General features: G+C 72.1%; 15 protein-coding genes and 2 pseudogenes. 12 read left to right on the top strand and 5 right to left on the bottom strand.

Features of this window, described 5'->3' with window-relative positions; translation table 11 throughout:
- Positions 1-3: 3 nt before the first annotated feature.
- Entirely contained in the window at positions 4-684 is a 681-nt protein-coding gene (locus ACZ619_RS18230) for a SanA/YdcF family protein (RefSeq protein WP_469599767.1), read from the top strand.
- A gap of 71 nt (positions 685-755) precedes the next feature.
- Here ACZ619_RS18230 and ACZ619_RS18225 read toward each other — a convergent pair.
- Together ACZ619_RS18225 and ACZ619_RS18220 are read right to left on the bottom strand one after the other, a co-directional pair.
- Positions 756-1,976 (bottom strand): annotated as a pseudogene (locus tag ACZ619_RS18225) (AMP-binding protein); the annotation flags it as partial.
- 221 nt (positions 1,977-2,197) lie between these two features.
- Positions 2,198-2,719 carry a gamma-glutamylcyclotransferase family protein gene (locus ACZ619_RS18220; protein WP_469599765.1) on the bottom strand — a complete coding sequence of 174 codons (522 nt, stop codon included), beginning with the start codon at positions 2,717-2,719 and terminating at the stop codon, positions 2,198-2,200.
- A gap of 138 nt (positions 2,720-2,857) precedes the next feature.
- Between ACZ619_RS18220 and ACZ619_RS18215 the strand changes: the two genes are divergently transcribed.
- The 9 genes and pseudogenes from ACZ619_RS18215 (at position 2,858) to nirD (ending at position 11,851) form a co-directional block, all read left to right on the top strand.
- On the top strand, positions 2,858-4,501 hold the full coding sequence (locus tag ACZ619_RS18215; protein ID WP_469599764.1) for a M4 family metallopeptidase: 1,644 nt from the start codon (positions 2,858-2,860) through the stop codon (positions 4,499-4,501).
- Between the two features lie 269 nt (positions 4,502-4,770).
- Positions 4,771-5,424 (top strand): YceI family protein, encoded by a 654-nt coding sequence (locus ACZ619_RS18210; RefSeq protein WP_469599762.1) that lies wholly within the window; start codon positions 4,771-4,773, stop codon positions 5,422-5,424.
- Positions 5,425-5,750: 326 nt separating this feature from the next.
- Entirely contained in the window at positions 5,751-6,236 is a 486-nt protein-coding gene (locus ACZ619_RS18205) for a DUF2975 domain-containing protein (RefSeq protein WP_469599760.1), read from the top strand.
- Positions 6,236-6,460 (top strand): helix-turn-helix domain-containing protein, encoded by a 225-nt coding sequence (locus ACZ619_RS18200; protein WP_469599758.1) that lies wholly within the window; start codon positions 6,236-6,238, stop codon positions 6,458-6,460. Before ACZ619_RS18205 ends, ACZ619_RS18200 begins: the two co-directional genes overlap by 1 nt.
- Positions 6,461-6,864: 404 nt before the next feature.
- A complete protein-coding gene (locus ACZ619_RS18195; protein ID WP_469599756.1) occupies positions 6,865-7,386 on the top strand; it encodes a hypothetical protein in 522 nt (173 codons plus the stop codon).
- Between the two features lie 195 nt (positions 7,387-7,581).
- Positions 7,582-8,214 (top strand): class F sortase, encoded by a 633-nt coding sequence (locus ACZ619_RS18190; protein WP_469599754.1) that lies wholly within the window; start codon positions 7,582-7,584, stop codon positions 8,212-8,214.
- Between the two features lie 534 nt (positions 8,215-8,748).
- Positions 8,749-8,889: pseudogene (locus tag ACZ619_RS18185) on the top strand (NAD(P)/FAD-dependent oxidoreductase); the annotation flags it as partial.
- A complete protein-coding gene (gene nirB / locus ACZ619_RS18180; protein ID WP_469599752.1) occupies positions 8,889-11,504 on the top strand; it encodes a nitrite reductase large subunit NirB in 2,616 nt (871 codons plus the stop codon). The pseudogene ACZ619_RS18185 and the gene nirB, both read left to right, overlap by 1 nt.
- Entirely contained in the window at positions 11,501-11,851 is a 351-nt protein-coding gene (gene nirD, locus ACZ619_RS18175; protein WP_469599750.1) for a nitrite reductase small subunit NirD, read from the top strand. The genes nirB and nirD overlap by 4 nt, the downstream gene beginning before the upstream one ends.
- Before the next feature lie 14 nt (positions 11,852-11,865).
- Here the strand turns inward: nirD and ACZ619_RS18170 are convergent, their stop codons facing one another.
- Complete coding sequence (locus ACZ619_RS18170) at positions 11,866-12,837, bottom strand: oxidoreductase (RefSeq protein ID WP_469599748.1); 972 nt, start codon at positions 12,835-12,837, stop codon at positions 11,866-11,868.
- A 139-nt stretch (positions 12,838-12,976) separates the two neighbouring features.
- Here ACZ619_RS18170 and ACZ619_RS18165 point away from each other — a divergent pair, with 139 nt between their 5' ends.
- Complete coding sequence (locus tag ACZ619_RS18165; RefSeq protein ID WP_469599746.1) at positions 12,977-13,912, top strand: aminoglycoside phosphotransferase family protein; 936 nt, start codon at positions 12,977-12,979, stop codon at positions 13,910-13,912.
- A gap of 116 nt (positions 13,913-14,028) precedes the next feature.
- Here ACZ619_RS18165 and ACZ619_RS18160 read toward each other — a convergent pair whose 3' ends face one another.
- Positions 14,029-14,313, bottom strand: coding sequence for a hypothetical protein (locus ACZ619_RS18160; RefSeq protein WP_469599744.1), 285 nt, complete (start codon positions 14,311-14,313; stop codon positions 14,029-14,031).
- A 230-nt stretch (positions 14,314-14,543) separates the two neighbouring features.
- A complete protein-coding gene (locus tag ACZ619_RS18155; RefSeq protein ID WP_469599742.1) occupies positions 14,544-15,008 on the bottom strand; it encodes a hypothetical protein in 465 nt (154 codons plus the stop codon).
- A gap of 93 nt (positions 15,009-15,101) precedes the next feature.
- Here ACZ619_RS18155 and ACZ619_RS18150 point away from each other — a divergent pair, with 93 nt between their 5' ends.
- The gene (locus ACZ619_RS18150) at positions 15,102-15,521 is read left to right on the top strand and encodes an aminotransferase class IV (protein WP_469599740.1); all 420 of its coding nucleotides are present in this window, start codon (positions 15,102-15,104) and stop codon (positions 15,519-15,521) included.
- Positions 15,522-15,771: the final 250 nt, after the last annotated feature.

The raw sequence follows: 15,771 nt of genomic DNA, 5'->3' as shown, positions 1-15,771 counted from the left end.
CGTATGAGGATCCGCCGACCGCGTCTGCCGCGCACCCGCACCGGGTGGCGGCGCCTGGTGCAGGCCGTGATGGCCGGCTGCGTGCTGGCGCTGCTGCCGGTCACCTGGCTGTACGTGTCGACGGCCGGCCGGCTGCGCACCGTCGCCGACGTGCCCCGCACCGACGTCGCCGTGGTCTTCGGCGCGGGACTGTGGGACGGCGAGCCCTCGCCGTACCTCGCCAACCGGCTGAGCGCGGCGGCGAAACTGTACGACGAGGGCCGGATCAAGGTCGTCCTCGTGACCGGCGACAACAGCACCGAGGACTACGACGAGCCGGACGCCATGCGCACGTACCTCACCCGGCACGGCGTCCCCGGCGACCGTATCGTCCGCGACTACGCCGGCTTCGACACCTGGGACTCCTGCGTCCGCGCGAAGAAGATCTTCGGCGTGGACCGCGCCGTCCTGATCAGCCAGGGCTTCCACATCCGGCGCGCGGTGGCCCTGTGCGAGGCGGCGGGCGTGGCGTCGTACGGCATCGGCGTGGACGCCAAGCACGACGTGACCTGGTACTACGGCGGGACGCGCGAGGTCTTCGCGGCGGGCAAGGCCGCCCTGGACGCGGTCTTCGAACCGGACCCGCAGTTCCTCGGGAGGAAGGAACCCGGAGTGGCCGACGCCCTGGCGGCCGCCCGCCGTTAGCGGCACGGTCGGTGTCAGCGCACGGCCGCCGGAACCGCGCCCCCCTTCCCGGCCGGGACGCGGGCGACGGCGCGGCCGAGGTGTTCGAGATCGCCGTCGGGGGTCCAGCGGCCCAGTTCGCGGGTGCGGAACATGAACCGGCCCGCGCCGAGGAAGGGATCGGGCGCGTACCGCCGGGTGTTGAGGGCGTCGTCGCCGAGGTGGCCGGCCGAGACGCAGTCGCCGCCCGCCCACATCTCGCCGGTCTCGCCGATGGGCAGCGGGCGGCGGTCGGCGTCGAGGACGTACACCGTGTTGTTGGGGGTGGGGCGGCCGACGGTGAGCAGCGGGGCGGCCGGGTCGTGGCGGCCCATGGTGTTGACGATGGTCACCTCGGTGGGGCCGCAGCAGTTGAAGAAGGCGGCCCCGCGCGCCCAGCGGTCGGCGAGCGGACGCGGGCAGGGTTCCCCGGCGACGGCGACCGTGCGGACGCGCGGGCAGGCGGCGGGGTCGATGCCGGAGAGCACGGTCGGGGTGGCGATCAGCACGGTCGCGGTGCGGGCCGCGACGGCGGCGTCCTTGCCGCGGACGACCAGGGTGGCGCCGTGCGTGAGGCAGCCCAGGATCTCCCAGGCGGCCATGTCGGCAGCGGTGTCGAGGAGTTGGGCGACCCGGTCGCCGGGGCGGATGCCGAGTCCGCCGGGCTCGGTGAGCAGCAGGTTGGCGACGTTGCGGTGGGTGACCTTCACGCCGCCGGGGCGGCCTGCGGTGCCGGGGGTGAACAGGACGTAGCAGCCGTCGTCCGGGTGCGCGGGCCGCGGCGGCACCGGCGGTCCGCCGTCGTACGGGCTCGGGTCGTCCAGCGCGATCAGGCGGTGGCCGCCGGGCAGCGGGACGCGCGGGGCGTGTTCCTTCTGGGTGAGGACCACCCGGGTGCGGGCGGTGCGGATGACGTGGGCGAGCCGGTCCGGGGGCGTGCGGCCGATGTCCTGGGGGACGTAGGCGGCGCCCGCCTTGAGGGTGGCGAGCAGCCCGATCAGCATCGGGATGGAACGGCGGACGAACAGGCCGACGTGGTCGCCGGGGCGGACGCCCTCGCGGACCAGACGGGCGGCGAGGGCACCGGCGTAGCGGTCGAGTTCGCCGTAGGTGAGGGTCGCGCCGTGGTGTTCGGCGGCGACGGCGTGGGGGTGGGTGATCGCGTGCCGCTCGATCGCGCGGTGGATCAGCGGTTCGGGGACGGGTACGTCGGCGCCGCGGCCGTACTGCCAGAAGAGGTGCTGGTCCCGGGGGGTCAAGTGACGCAGAGGCATGGCTCGGAGGCTTCCTGGCTGGCTGTTACGAGTGGGGGGAGGCCGATTCCGGGTGCGGCGGGAGCCCGGGGCCGGCCGGTGGGTCGAACGCCGTGCGGGGACGAACAGGACGACGACTGTAGTCCGGCCCCTTGAAGTCTCAACGGTGCGTGACCGGCCAACCGCGGTACGGAACAAGCCACATGGGCCGGATTTCCCCCGGGCCCGGCGTGCCGGGCCGGTCAGCGGGCCAGCCAGTCCCCGCCGTCGATGCGGTGGCCGTCGGCGCGCAGCTTCTCGGCCACGGCGGGGCCGGCGAGGTACACCCAGGCCCGGACAGCGGCCCCGTCCCGCAGCCGTACGACGTCCCGCTCGACGCGCACGTACAGGCTCGCCGGGTCGCCCGGCACGCACTCCTCCAACTCGTCCAGTTCCAGGAGCAGTCGGTCGTACGACCCAGGGCTCGCGGTGACGAGTTCCCCCCGCACGCCCGCGGCCGTGGGGGCCTCTCCCGCAGGCCCCCCGACCACCGGCTCCCCTCCCGCCGGCACACCTCCCGCCGACTCATCTCCCGCCGGCACACCTCCCGCCGGTTCCTCGACGGCGTAGGGATAGCCGGGGCCGTCGTAGAGCCGTGCGCCGTGGAGGCGGCCGGGTTCCTCGGCCGTGGTCCGGCCGCGCAGGAACGCGTCGTGGTTGACCTCGCCGGGGCGGAGCGTGCCGTAGACGAAGAACGGGAGGCGGCGGGTGTCGCGGGTGATCACAGAAAGGATTCTCCACCCACCCCGTCCCCACACACATCTCCATGGGGGCGCTATGGACACGACTTGTCATGAGCCCTTAAATCACTGTCGTCATCAGAGCCACCCCCACGCCTCAGAGGCATTTCTCCAAGGAGACTGATGAGCCGGACACGGAAGATCCGCGTTTCCCGACTCGCCACGGCCGGCGTCGCCGTCACCACGGCGACCCTGCTGACCGCGACGCTCTCCCCCGCCGCCCACGCCGACACGAGACCGACCCGGGCCACCGCGATCGCCCATGCGGCGACGGCTCTGCTCCGGCACGCCACCGCCCTGGGACTGACGTCCGCCGAGGGCACGGCGGTCCGCGACGTGGTCGTCGACGGGAACGGCACCCAGCACGTCCGCTACGACCGCACGTACCGTCAGCTCCCGGTGCTCGGCGGCGACTTCGTGGTCCACCTCGGGTCGGACGGGGCCTACCGCGGCGCCGACCGCGCGACCCGGGCGAGGACATCCCTCGCCTCGATCACGCCGGACATATCCGCGCCGAAGGCCGCCGACCTCGCGGTGAACGCGCTGCGGGCGGCGAACCTCGGCGACACGCTGAAGCGGGTGCAGGCCAAGCCGCAACTGGTGGTCGACGCCCTGCACGGCACCCCGAAACTGGCCTGGCGCACCAACGCCGTCGGGCAGGACTCACTCGGCAACCCGGTCGCCCGCACGGTGCTGACGAACGCCCGCACCGGCGCCCAGATCGACGCCTGGGACAGCATCGAGACCGCGACCGGCGACGGCCAGTCGCTCTACAGCGGCACGGTTCCGCTGGAGACGACGCTGTCGGGATCGACGTACAGCCTCACGGACCCGACGCGCGGCAACACGTACACCGGGGACGCGGCGAACAAGACCGACCTGTGCATCTTCGGCATCTGCATCAGCCGGGCGCCCTCGACGGTGTTCACGGACGCCGACAACCACTGGGGAACGGGGGCCACTTCGGACCGCTCCTCGGCGGCCGTCGACGCCCAGTACGGCACCGACGAGACCTGGGACTACTACAAGAACGTCCACGGCCGCAACGGCATCGCCGGTGACGGCAAGGGCTCGTACAACCGCGTCCACTACGGCAGCAGCTACAACAACGCCTTCTGGGACGACAGTTGTTTCTGCATGACGTACGGCGACGGTGACGGGACCACCTTCGGCCCGCTGGTCGCGCTCGACGTGGCGGGACACGAGATGACCCACGGGGTCACCTCCAAGACGGCGGCACTGACGTACTCGGGCGAGTCCGGCGGCCTGAACGAGGCGACCTCGGACATCCTCGGCACGCTGGTCGAGTGGTACGCCGGCAACCCCTCCGATCCCGGCGACTACCTCATCGGCGAGAAGATCGTCCGCTCCGGTTTCGGCAAGACGGCCCTGCGGTACATGGACCAGCCCTCCAAGGACGGCAGTTCGGCCGACTACTGGAGTTCGTCGGTCGGAAATCTCGACGTCCACTACTCCTCCGGCGTCGCGAACCATTTCGCGTATCTCCTCGCCGAGGGCAGCGGCGCGAAGACCGTCAACGGCGTGAGCTACAACTCACCGACGTACAACGGCTCGACGCTGACGGGGATCGGACGCGACAAGCTCGGCGCGATCTGGTACCGCGCGCTGACGGTCTACATGACGTCCTCGACGAACTACGCGGGCGCCCGGACGGCGACCCTCAACGCGGCGAAGGACCTGTACGGCAACGGCAGCGCCGAGTACAACGCGGTGGCGGCCGCCTGGAGCGCGGTCAACGTGAACTGAGCCCCGGTCCCGCGGTGTGACGCGGCCGCCCCGGCGAACGAACCGGGGCGGCCTTCGCACATCCCCCCGGACACACCCGAAAACAAAAGGGAACAACACAATTCAAGGAACACGCGGAATCCAGGAATACCGGAACACTTTCCCGAGCGGATCCCATGGCGATGGTGTGCAGTTCCGGTGACGGCTCGCCGAATTCCCGCACATCACCCAACATCTCTTACCCACGGGCCACTTGCGGCAATTCCCGGAGTCGACTAACCAGATGAACCATGAACTTGTTCAGCCGCCCCCACACGTCCCGGCGCTCCCCCACACCCCCGCCGCGCCCCACCGCGGCACCCACCGCCCCCACCACGCTCCTCGACCCCGCCCTCGCCGCCCTCACCGGCGAGTGGATCATCGACCCCGCCCACAGCAGAATCGGTTTCTCGGTGCGGCACGCGATGGTGACGACGGTCCGCGGGGCCTTCACCGAGTACAAGAGCCGCCTCTACTTCGACGGCCGCGACCCGTCCCGCTCCCAGGCCGAGATCATCCTGTCCACCGGCAGCGTCGACACGGGCGTGGAGCAGCGCGACGCGCATCTCGCCGGCCGCGACTTCCTCGACTCGGCGGCCTATCCGCGCATGCGCTTCCAGAGCACGGCCGTACGCCTCACATCCCCCGACGTCTATGTCATGACCGGCGACCTGGCCATCAAGGACACGACCCGCCCGGTCGACCTCGAACTCACCTACATGGGCAATGTCACCGACCCCTTCGGCTACCAGCGCGTCGGCTTCGACGGCACCACCACCATCAACCGCATGGACTGGGGCCTGTCCTACAACTCCCGCCTGGCGGAGGGCGGCGCGATGGTGAGCGAGACGGTACGTCTCCAGTTCGACATCGCGGCGATCCGACTGACTCCCGAGACCGGCTGACTCCGGAGACCGACGACTCACGAGACCGACCGACTCACGAGACCGACCGGCTCCCGAGACCGGCTGATCACGCTCCGGCGCTCCTGGTTGAACCCATCGAGCCGAGCGCGCTCACCGTCCAGCGGCGCCTCGGACGGACCCACGGACCCACGGACCCACGGACCCACCGGGATCCGCCCTCACGCCGCGGGCCGAAGCCCCCTCCGCCCGGCCGGCCCCGGCGGGCCCGTCACGGTGTTCGCGTGCCGCGCACCCTCCGTCGCAGCGATTGCTTCACCTATCGAGAATCGATAGATTCCCATCGTAAGTCGATGGGAGGGGGAGGCATGGGAAAGCTGGCTGTCGGGGCGCTGCGCGCGGTGCTCGTGGTGGTGTTCGCCGGGACGGTGTTCGTGCAGGCGGGGATGGTGTGGGCGTTGGCCACCAAGCCGGCGGACGGGTCGCTCCCGCTCACGCCGCTGCGGGTGATCACGATCCTGGGCATGGTGGCGGTCCAGGTCGCGCTGGTCTGCGTGGGGCGGCTGGTGACGATGGTGCGCCGCGGAACCGTGTTCTCCCACGCCGCCTTCCGCTACGTGGACGGTGTGATCGGCGCGATCACGGCGGCTGCCCTCGTGTGGTTCGCGGTGACGGCCGTCAACGCGCCGGGCCAGCGGGACGACCCCGGCGTCACCGTCATCATGGCCGGCATCGGCGTGGCCGTCCTGGGCGTCGCCCTCATCGTGCTCGTACTGCGAACGCTGCTCGCCCAGGCGGTCGCCCGGGACGTCGAAGCATCCCGGATGCAGGCCGAGTTGGACGAGGTGATCTGATGCCGATCGTCGTCGACATCGACGTGATGCTGGCCCGGCGGAAGATGTCCGTGGGCGAACTGGCGGACCGTGTCGGGATCACGCCCGCCAACCTGGCGGTGCTCAAGAACGGCCGCGCCAAGGCGGTCCGGTTCGCGACCCTCGCCGCGCTCTGCGAGGTGCTGGAGTGCCAGCCGGGCGACCTGCTGCGCTGGGAGACCGGGGCCGCCGCCGCGGACGGATGACGTACTCCCACGCCTCGTCTGAACCCGGGCCCGGTCACGATCCTCGGGCGAGGCGGGCGGGGCGGGTCCGGCCGGCCGGGGGGACGGGCCGGAGGGGGAATCGTGCACCCGTTGCCGTGCGTGGCCCGCGTGCGCCGTCGCGGTCGCGGTCGCGGTGTGCGCGGGCGGTGGGCATGAGCGGTGTCACCCGTTCACTCCCCCCGGCACCCGCCGTTCGTGTGCTCTTCCTGACGGGCCCCGCGCGACCCGCTTGACCTGCTGGGATTCGCTCCCGATCGGCCTTCGGGAGGCCGTCGGTGACACCCGTTCATCCCACAGCTGACGGAATCTCAGGAAGCGGGTCCGGCCCGTTGGCTTTTACCTCGGTAGAGCAAGGGAGTGGACGAGCTCGACGAGGGAGCAGCATGCGACGCACCGCCCGTCTGCTGACCGGGACCGCGCTCGCCGTGGCCGCGGCCGGCCTCGCCGCCGCGCCGGCGTACGGCGGCGGCACCGGCAGCCTGGACGTGTACCCGTCGACCACGGCCCCCGGCGCCCAGGTCACGGTGAACACGGCGGCGTGCGGGGAGAAGGGAACGGCGACGGGCGACGCCAGCTCGGTCGGTGCCGGGACGTTCACCCTGGCGCCCAGTACGCACGAGGGCGAGGCGATCGGCATGTTCCGGGTGCCGTCGAGCGCGCAGCCGGGGACGTACGAGATCGTCGCGAAGTGCGCCGAGGGGAACCGGCAGGTGACCGGTGACCTGACGGTGGCGCTGACGCCGGCCGCGGGGCAGGTCCAGCCCCACGGCAGTGTGAAGACGGGGGTCGGTGGCGCTTTCGGCACCGATCCCGTGCAGACCGCGGCGGGTGTGACGGCTCTGGCCGTCGCCGCCGCGGGCGGTACCTGGCTCCTGCATCGCCGGGCGAGAGGCGACGGGATCTGACGGACACCCTCCGCTGTCCGTCCGCCGGTACCGCACATCCCACCCCCTCCGGGTCCGACGCCCCTCGCGGCCCGGAGGGGGTAGGGGGTCACAGGGGGGAGAGGGTCACACCCGCGTTGGAGCCTCTGACCGCTGGAGGTGCGTGAGAGCACCAAAGGCGCGTTAGAGGATCTCACCTTCGAAAGAGGGGTTCGCATGCGCAAGATCGGGGACACCGCGATAGCGGCCGTAACCGTCGTAGCCCTCGGCTCGGGTGTGTGGCTGCTCGCCCCCGGTCTCGGCCCGCACGGCGCGCCACCCCAGCCAGCCGCCGCCGAGGGCCGTCCCGACCCCGCCGAGGAACGTCTCTCCGCCCCGGCCCTCGACCCCTCGCCGCCCACCCGCATCCGCATCCCCGCGATCCGCGTGAACGCCCCCCTCATGGGCCTCGCCCTCACCTCCACCGGCAGCCTCGACGTCCCGCCCGCCAAGGAGAAGAACCTCGCCGGCTGGTACGAGGCGGGCACCGCCCCGGGCGAGAGCGGCACCGCGATCGTCGCCGGGCACGTGGACAACACCGAGGGCCCCGCCGTCTTCTACGACCTCGGTGCCCTGCGACGCGGCGCGACCATCGAGGTCGACCGGCGCGACGGCACCGTCGCCGTCTTCACCGTCGACGCGGTCGAGGTCTACCAGGCCCGCGACTTCCCCGACGACAAGGTGTACGGTGCCGCGAAGCGCCCCGAGCTCCGGGTCATCACCTGCGGCGGCGGCTACTCCCGCGCCACCGGCTACCAGGGCAACGTCGTCGTCTTCGCGCACCTGACGGGAAGCCACGGCAGCCGCTAGCGGAGCCTTCGACGGGGCCCCTCACACCCCCGTCCGCGCAGCTCCCGGACCCCTCACACCCGCCGCCCGGCATCGAAGAGGGCAGCGTTCCCCGCGGGAAACAGTGGTGATGCGGCCGGGTAACGTCGGCCCCGCAGGCTCCTGGACATGACCTCGAATTCGCGTGTGGTGGTGACCGGCGCCGGCCCCGCGGGCGTCCGTCCCGCCCGGCGGCCCGGCGGTCCCGGTACCTGCGTGACGCCCACCGGGAACGCGAAGCACGGCCGGCCCGCGCCCGAGGGGTTCGCGCCACCCACCGCGCCGCCCACAGCGCCGGCCGAAACGCCGCGCGCCCGCTGGACCGGCACAGACACCGCCACAGGCACGACCGGCGCAGTCCGCGCGACCGGTGCCGCAGACACCACAGGCACCGCAGGCACCGCAGGCACCGCAGGCACCGCAGGCACGGAGATCGCATACGACGCGCCGGTTCCGGCGGCGGCCGGCTCGATCCCCGTACTCCCGCCGCCGCGCGGCCCGTTCACCCCGGTCCACGACCGCCCGGCCGGCGGGGTCCCGGCCGGCGCACCCGGCACCGTCGGCGCGTTCGTGCGCGCCGCCCGGGAGGGAGCAGAGCCGCTGCCCTCCGCCGACGGGCCCCTGCTCCACCTGCTCACCGATGACGGAGGCTCCTGATGACCACTGCCCCGGGGGCCACCCCCACGATCGTGCTCGTCGGCCACGGCATGGTCGGCCAGCGCTTCCTCGAAGCACTCGCCGAGCGCGGCCTGACCGCCACGCACCGCGTGGTCGTGCTGTGCGAGGAGCCGCGTCCCGCGTACGACCGCGTCGCCCTCACCTCGTACTTCTCGGGCCGGTCCGCCGAGGAACTCTCCCTGACCGAGCCGGAGTTCATCGAGACGCACGGCATCGAGCTGTACGTCGGCGACCCGGCCGTGACGGTCGACCGCGAGGCGCGGCAGGTGACGGCGAGGTCGGGCGCGGTCTTCCCCTACGACACCCTCGTCCTGGCCACCGGCTCCTTCCCGTTCGTGCCGCCCGTCCCGAACAAGGACGCCACCGGCTGCTTCGTCTACCGCACGATCGAGGACCTGCTCGCGATCGAGGAGTACGCGAGGACGGCTACCACCGGTGCCGTGGTCGGCGGCGGACTGCTCGGGCTGGAGGCGGCCGGCGCCCTCAAGGGACTCGGACTCACCTCCCACATCGTGGAGTTCGCGCCCCGGCTGATGCCCGTCCAGGTCGACGAGGGCGGCGGCGCGGCGCTGCTGCGCACCATCGAGGAGATGGGCCTGAGCGTGCACACGGGTGTGGGCACGCAGGAGATCGTGGTGGACGGGGCGGGTGCCGTGACCGGCATGAAGCTGTCCGACGGTTCCGAACTCGCCACCGATCTGGTGGTGTTCAGCGCCGGTGTGCGACCGCGGGACCAACTGGCCCGGGACTGCGGGCTGTCCGTCGGCGAGCGCGGCGGCATCACCGTCGACGAGCAGTGCCGTACCGTGAACGACCCCCATGTGTTCGCGATCGGCGAGTGCGCGCTGGCGGCGGACGGCCGGGTGTACGGCCTGGTGGCGCCGGGGTACGAGCAGGCGGAGACGGCCGCGGCGACCATCGCCGCCGACGAGGCGGCCTTCACCGGCGCCGACCTGTCCACCAAGCTGAAGCTGCTCGGCGTGGACGTGGCGTCCTTCGGCGACGCGCACGGCGCCACCGCGGACTGCCTGGACGTCGTCTACTCCGACGCCCGTTCGGGCCTGTACAAGAAGCTGGTCATCGGCCGGGACGGCACACTGCTCGGCGGCATCCTGGTCGGCGACGCGGAGGCGTACGGCACGCTGAAGGCGTTCACCGGTTCGGTGCCGCCGGTCTCGCCGGAGTCGCTCGTCCTGCCGGCCGGCGCCGGGGAGTCCGTGCAGCTCGGCCCGAGCGCGCTGCCGGACGACGCGATCATCTGCTCCTGCAACAACGTCACCAAGGGCACGATCCGCGGCGCGGTCACCGCACACAGCTGCACCACCGTGCCCGAGGTGAAGAAGTGCACCAAGGCCGGTACGACGTGCGGCAGTTGCGTCAAGGTGCTCGGCCAGCTGGTCACCGCCGAGCTGGAGGCGTCCGGCGTCGAGGTCGACAAGGGCCTGTGCGGCTGCTTCGCGCAGACCCGTGAGGAGCTGTACGAGATCGTCCTCGCGCTGCGCATCAACACGTACCGGGACCTGCTCGACCGGTACGGCCGTGAGGGTGCCAGGGGCGGTGACGGCTGCGAGGTCTGCAAGCCGGCCGTCGGCTCGATCATCGCCTCCCTCGCCCCGACGATCGGCGTGAGCGGCTACGTCCTGGACGGCGAGCAGGCGGCCCTCCAGGACAGCAACGACCACTTCCTGGCCAACCTCCAGAAGAACGGCTCGTACTCGGTCGTCCCGCGCATCCCCGGCGGCGAGATCACCCCCGAGGGATTGATCGTGATCGGCGAGATCGCCCGCGACTTCGGCCTCTACACGAAGATCACGGGAGGCCAGCGGATCGACATGTTCGGCGCCCGCGTCGAACAGCTCCCGCTGATCTGGATGCGGTTGGTGGACGCCGGCTTCGAGTCCGGCCACGCGTACGGAAAGTCCCTGCGGACCGTCAAGTCCTGCGTGGGCTCGACCTGGTGCCGGTACGGCGTCCAGGACTCGGTGCGGATGGCGATCGACCTGGAGCTGCGCTACCGGGGCCTCAGGTCGCCGCACAAGCTCAAGTCGGCGGTGTCCGGCTGCGCCCGCGAGTGCGCGGAGGCCCAGTCGAAGGACTTCGGCGTGATCGCCACCGCGGGCGGCTGGAACCTGTACGTCGGCGGCAACGGCGGCGCCACCCCGCGCCACGCGGACCTGCTCGCCCAGGACCTCTCGGACGCCGAACTGGTGCGTCTGATCGACCGGTTCCTGATGTTCTACATCCGCACCGCGGACCGCCTGGAGCGCACCTCGACCTGGCTGGAGCGGATCCCCGGCGGCCTCGGCCACGTCCGTGACGTCGTCGTGGAGGACTCCCTCGGCATCTGCGAGGAGCTGGAGTCGCTGATGGCGGCACATGTCGCCCACTACGCGGACGAGTGGGCGTCGACCGTCAACGACCCGGAGAAGCTCGCCCGGTTCGTGTCCTTCGTCAACGCCCCCGACACCCCCGACCCGGTCGTCGGCTTCGTGCCCGAGCGCGACCAGATGAAGCCCGACCTGCCGCTGCTGTCCATCGGCATGCGTCCCACCGAAAACACGGCAGACGTCCTGGAAGGAAGCGCCCAGCGATGACCCTGGCACCCGAGACCACCGACCTGAAGGTCCAACTCCAGCTCGCCGAGGACTGGTTCACGGTCTGCGACCTGAGCCTGCTGACCCCCGGCCGGGGGGTGGCCGCGCTGCTGCCGGACGGCCGTCAGGTCGCCGTCTTCCGCGACCGCGCGAACCGGCTGTACGCCATCGACAACCGCGACCCCTTCGGCGGCGCGGCGGTCCTCTCCCGCGGCCTGACCGGCACCCACCAGGGCCGCCCGTTCGTCGCCTCCCCGCTCCTGAAGCAGCGCTTCGACCTGGAGACCGGGCAGTGCCTGGACGACGAGACGGTACGGGTGACGGCGTACGAGGTGCGGGCCGCGTAGGCCTGACGGCGAGGTCAGGTGCCGGGCTCGGCAGCGGCTTCGCCCCCGGGCCCGGCTCCGCCCTTGAGCGCGGCGTCGTACGACACCCCGCTGAGCCGTTCCGACGCCTCCCAGAGCAGGCGCCCCGCCGCGTCGTCGCGGGTCCAGGGCGCCCGCCGGGAGGGGCCGGGCGCGCCGCGCCACATCGCGATCGAGGGTCCGGTGAAGGAGTCGGGCCGTACGCCGGGAGCGGTGGCGGCGTAGAGCGTGGGCAGGGCTCCGGCCTCGGCGGACTGGGCGAGCACCGCGTTCCCCGCCTCCATCAGCCGCTCGGCCAGCCGGCGTCCCTCGGCCCGGGGCCCGGCGGTCTGGAGGTTGGTGGCGGCGTACCCGGGGTGCGCGGCGGCGGCCACGAGGTCGTGCCCGTGGGCGGTGACGCGCCGGGCCAGCTCGTGGACGAAGAGCAGGTTGGCGCTCTTGGAACGCCCGTACGCGACCCAACGCCTGTATCTGCGCTCGCTGTTGAGATCGTCGAGGTCGATGTTGGCGAGGGTGTGCATCATGCTGGAGACGGTGACGACGCGGGCGCCGGGGGCGCGGAGCAGGGCGGGCAGGAGCAGCCCGGTGAGCGCGAAGTGCCCGAGGTGGTTGACCCCGAACTGCGTCTCGAACCCGTCCGCCGTGGTCCCGTACGGAAGGGCCATCACCCCGGCGTTGTTGACCAGGAGGTCGAGCCGGTCGTGGCGGAGCGCGTCGGCGAAGTCCCGTACGGAGGCGAGGTCTCCGAGGTCCAGCAGCCCGAACTCGATGTGTGCGTCCGGGACTTCGGCGGACATCCGGTCCCCGGCCTCCTGTCCGCGCCGCTCGCTCCGGCAGGCGAGCACGACCCGGGCTCCCTTGCGGGCCAGCTCCCGGGCGGTGACGTAGCCGAGCCCGCTGTTGGCGCCGGTGACGACGGCGACGCGACCGGCGAGGTCGGGGATGTCGGTGCTGCTCCAGCCGCTCATACGGGGCGCCCTCCACAGGTGGGATCTGTGTTGCGGCCAGCCTACGAGGGCCGACCGCGGGGCAACAGCGGACGCGGCCGTACGGCGACCGGACGACGTCCGTACGGTGTCCGGACCGGTCGCGGCCTAGGCTGCCGGGGTGATCGGCATTCCCGGGGAACTGGCGCGCGGCACGATCGACCGCGAGGGTGAGGAGGGGACGGCGTGGATCGCCGTACTCCCCCGGCTCGTCGAGGAGTTGCTGCACCGCTGGGACTGCGTGCCGGACGGCGCGGTGACGCACGGTGGCGTGGGAGTGGTCGTCCCCGTACGGCAGGGCCCCGCCGGGCGGCCCCGCGTCCTGAAGGTGTCCTTCCCGCACCCCGGCAACGTCCACGAGCCGGACGCCTTCGAGGTGTGGGCGGGCCGGGGAGCGGTCCGCCTGTACGCGCGGGACGACGCCCGCTTCGCGCTCCTGCTGGAGCGGGCCCGCATGACCACGCTGGCGGCGCTGGAGACCGACGACGAGACGGTCATGACGATCGCCGGCCGCCTGAACCGCCGCCTCGCGGTCCCGGCACCGCCGTCACCTCTCCCACGGCTGCGGGACCGCGCCGAGACCTGGCGGACGGAGCTGCGCCGGGACGCGGCGGACCTCGCCCGCACGCTGCCGCCCCGCGTGGTGGACGCGGCGCTGGCCACGGCCCGCGACCTGGGCCGGGACCAGCCGGACACCCTCGTCCACGGCGACCTGCACGCGAGGAACATCCTGCGCGCGGACCGCGAGCCGTGGCTGGCGGTGGACCCGAAGGGCTGCGTCGGCGACCCGGCGTACGACGGCGGTACGCTGCTGAAGTCCCGCGCGCTCTCGCTCATGGAGGCCGACGCCCCGGCCGCGACCGCCCGCCGGCTGCTGGACGTCTTCGCGGAAGCGGCGGAGCTGGACCGCGAACGCGTCTGCCTCTGGGCCCAGTTGCACCTCGTACAGGCGGCCTTCTGGGCCCGCCGCCACGGCTTCCGCGTCGCCCGCGGCGGCCCTCGCCTGGCCCGCGTCACGGCGTTCGCCGACGGCTTGGCGGAGTCACTGACCGTATGAGCCACGGTCCCCGTCCGCACACGCACGCGTCGGGATCCTCCACCGCCACCCGCCGAGCTCCCCGTCACGCACCTCCACCTGCACGCACCGGCCCGCTCCGTGCGCCTCCTCGCGCCTCACATGGCGCCGCGGGGCCCGTTCTGTCCGCGCGGATCGTTCTCCTCGTACCAGCGCTCCTCCTCCCGCCGCCCCTCGTCGCTCAGCGAGTACGTGAACGTCCCCACGAGCATGGTGAGTCCGACAGCGGCGATGACGAACAGGAGCAGCAGGGAGAGGATCACATGGACGACCTCCGTGATCACGCCCCAGAGGACATAGGCGAAGCCCGCGGCCGTCGCCGCCTTGAGGAGAAAATGCCAGGGCCGGGGAATGCGCCGGTACGGCTTGGGGAGCCGTTCCATGAACCCCAGAACCGCCGACAGTGTCCTGTCCTCGGCGTGATCCGGGCGGCGGGGTGGGTGCGACCGGCCACGGCCCGGCGCATTCGATCCACAGGGTCGCGACTTACGTCGGCGTGACGTCATGTAAGGCATCTCCTGGTCTTCGCGGAGCGACAATATGAGTGCCGTACCGCTCACATCCCAGAAGGCCGGAAAACCCCACCACTTGCCCAAAACCGACCGAGCATGCTTCAAAGGTGCTGTTTGGCCGAGCCGACGAGTCGGCTGATGTCGTCACGGGTCCGCGCTCTCAGCTCGTCCAGCTCGGCTCTGCTCTCCACCTTGCGGAGCTTCGTGATGTCCGTGAGTACGTCTTCGGCGGTCCGGCTCAGCGTCGCGTCGTCCGTGAGCATCTGCATCCGGAACAGTGCCTCCTGGGCGTTGGAACGCAGGTCGTAGGCACGGATCCGTACCGGGTCGGGGTCCTCGGGCGGCGGCTGTTCGTGTTCGCAGAACCAGAGATGGACCACGCAGCGCCGGTAGTTGAGCAGGGCGCCGGCATAGGCGGAGAAGGCGTCGAGCCGCTCCTGCCGGAGCTTCTCGCGACGGGTGAACCGATGACTCCTGTCGGCGCTCCGCTGCTGGAACGCCAGGGTCAGCCCCGACCCGAGCAGGGTTCCGAGAACGGCTATGGCACGGGCGACGATGGACTCCACCCGTCAAGCCGACCACACTCCGCGGCAGTCGGTGGCGGGTCTGCCGAACAGGGCACCCCGGGCTGTGGTGTCGGCCGATCCGGTGCGCGTGGCATGCCGGCGGTGCCCAGGGTGGTGCGGGAGTACGAGCGGTCCCCCCACGTCAAGCACGCCGGGGCGTTCGGACTCTGCCTCCGCGGGCGCCAGGCGGTGCTCGCCGGGTACGACGACGCGCTGTTCACCGACCACGACGGCCGGATCAGCGAGGCCTCGATCTCGAACATCGGTTTCTTCGACGGCGAGCGGGTCGTCCGGCCCCGGGCCGCCGTACTGCCGGGAATCATGATGCAGCTGCTGCAACGAGGGCTGACGGCCAAGGGCATCCCGTCCGAGCGGCGCGAGATCCCCCTCCGGGACCTCGGAGCCTGGGCGTCCGGCTCCCCGGGCCTCGCGGCCTTCCTCTCGAACTCCGTCCCACCGGCCGTCCCGGTCACGAGCATCGACGAGCGGCAGCGACCGTCGCCCCCGACGTGACGGACCTGCTGGTGAACTGCTACGAAACCAACCCCTGGCAAACCGTGTAGCCGTCACCCACCCGACCGGCCGTCCGGCCGTCCGCTCGACGCCACATCGACACCACAACGCGACAGCCCCCGCACCTCCCGCACGAAGGGGCGGCACCCCCGCACAGGGTGCCGCCCCTCTCTTGCGGGCCGGGGGCGCCGTCCATCGGTCTTGAGGGTCGGGGACGGACGGCGGCCCCGGGGTCGGGGAGGCCGTGGGG

The organism is Streptomyces sp. NPDC104367 (assembly GCF_055583825.1).
The sequence above is the reverse complement of the archived record's forward strand: the minus strand, read 5'-3'. Positions and strand labels throughout refer to the sequence as shown.

Bases quoted from the DNA above. Each gene is read 5' to 3' on its own strand.
- ACZ619_RS18210 (WP_469599762.1), top strand. From the start codon at position 4,771: ATGAACTTGTTCAGCCGCCCCCACACGTCCCGGCGCTCCCCCACACCC.
- nirB (WP_469599752.1), top strand. From the start codon at position 8,889: ATGACCACTGCCCCGGGGGCCACCCCCACGATCGTGCTCGTCGGCCAC.
- ACZ619_RS18215 (WP_469599764.1), top strand. From the start codon at position 2,858: ATGAGCCGGACACGGAAGATCCGCGTTTCCCGACTCGCCACGGCCGGC.
- ACZ619_RS18170 (WP_469599748.1), bottom strand. From the start codon at position 12,837: ATGAGCGGCTGGAGCAGCACCGACATCCCCGACCTCGCCGGTCGCGTC.
- nirD (WP_469599750.1), top strand. From the start codon at position 11,501: ATGACCCTGGCACCCGAGACCACCGACCTGAAGGTCCAACTCCAGCTC.
- ACZ619_RS18190 (WP_469599754.1), top strand. From the start codon at position 7,582: ATGCGCAAGATCGGGGACACCGCGATAGCGGCCGTAACCGTCGTAGCC.
- ACZ619_RS18230 (WP_469599767.1), top strand. From the start codon at position 4: ATGAGGATCCGCCGACCGCGTCTGCCGCGCACCCGCACCGGGTGGCGG.
- ACZ619_RS18195 (WP_469599756.1), top strand. From the start codon at position 6,865: ATGCGACGCACCGCCCGTCTGCTGACCGGGACCGCGCTCGCCGTGGCC.
- ACZ619_RS18160 (WP_469599744.1), bottom strand. From the start codon at position 14,313: ATGGAACGGCTCCCCAAGCCGTACCGGCGCATTCCCCGGCCCTGGCAT.
- ACZ619_RS18150 (WP_469599740.1), top strand. From the start codon at position 15,102: ATGCCGGCGGTGCCCAGGGTGGTGCGGGAGTACGAGCGGTCCCCCCAC.
- ACZ619_RS18205 (WP_469599760.1), top strand. From the start codon at position 5,751: ATGGGAAAGCTGGCTGTCGGGGCGCTGCGCGCGGTGCTCGTGGTGGTG.
- ACZ619_RS18200 (WP_469599758.1), top strand. From the start codon at position 6,236: ATGCCGATCGTCGTCGACATCGACGTGATGCTGGCCCGGCGGAAGATG.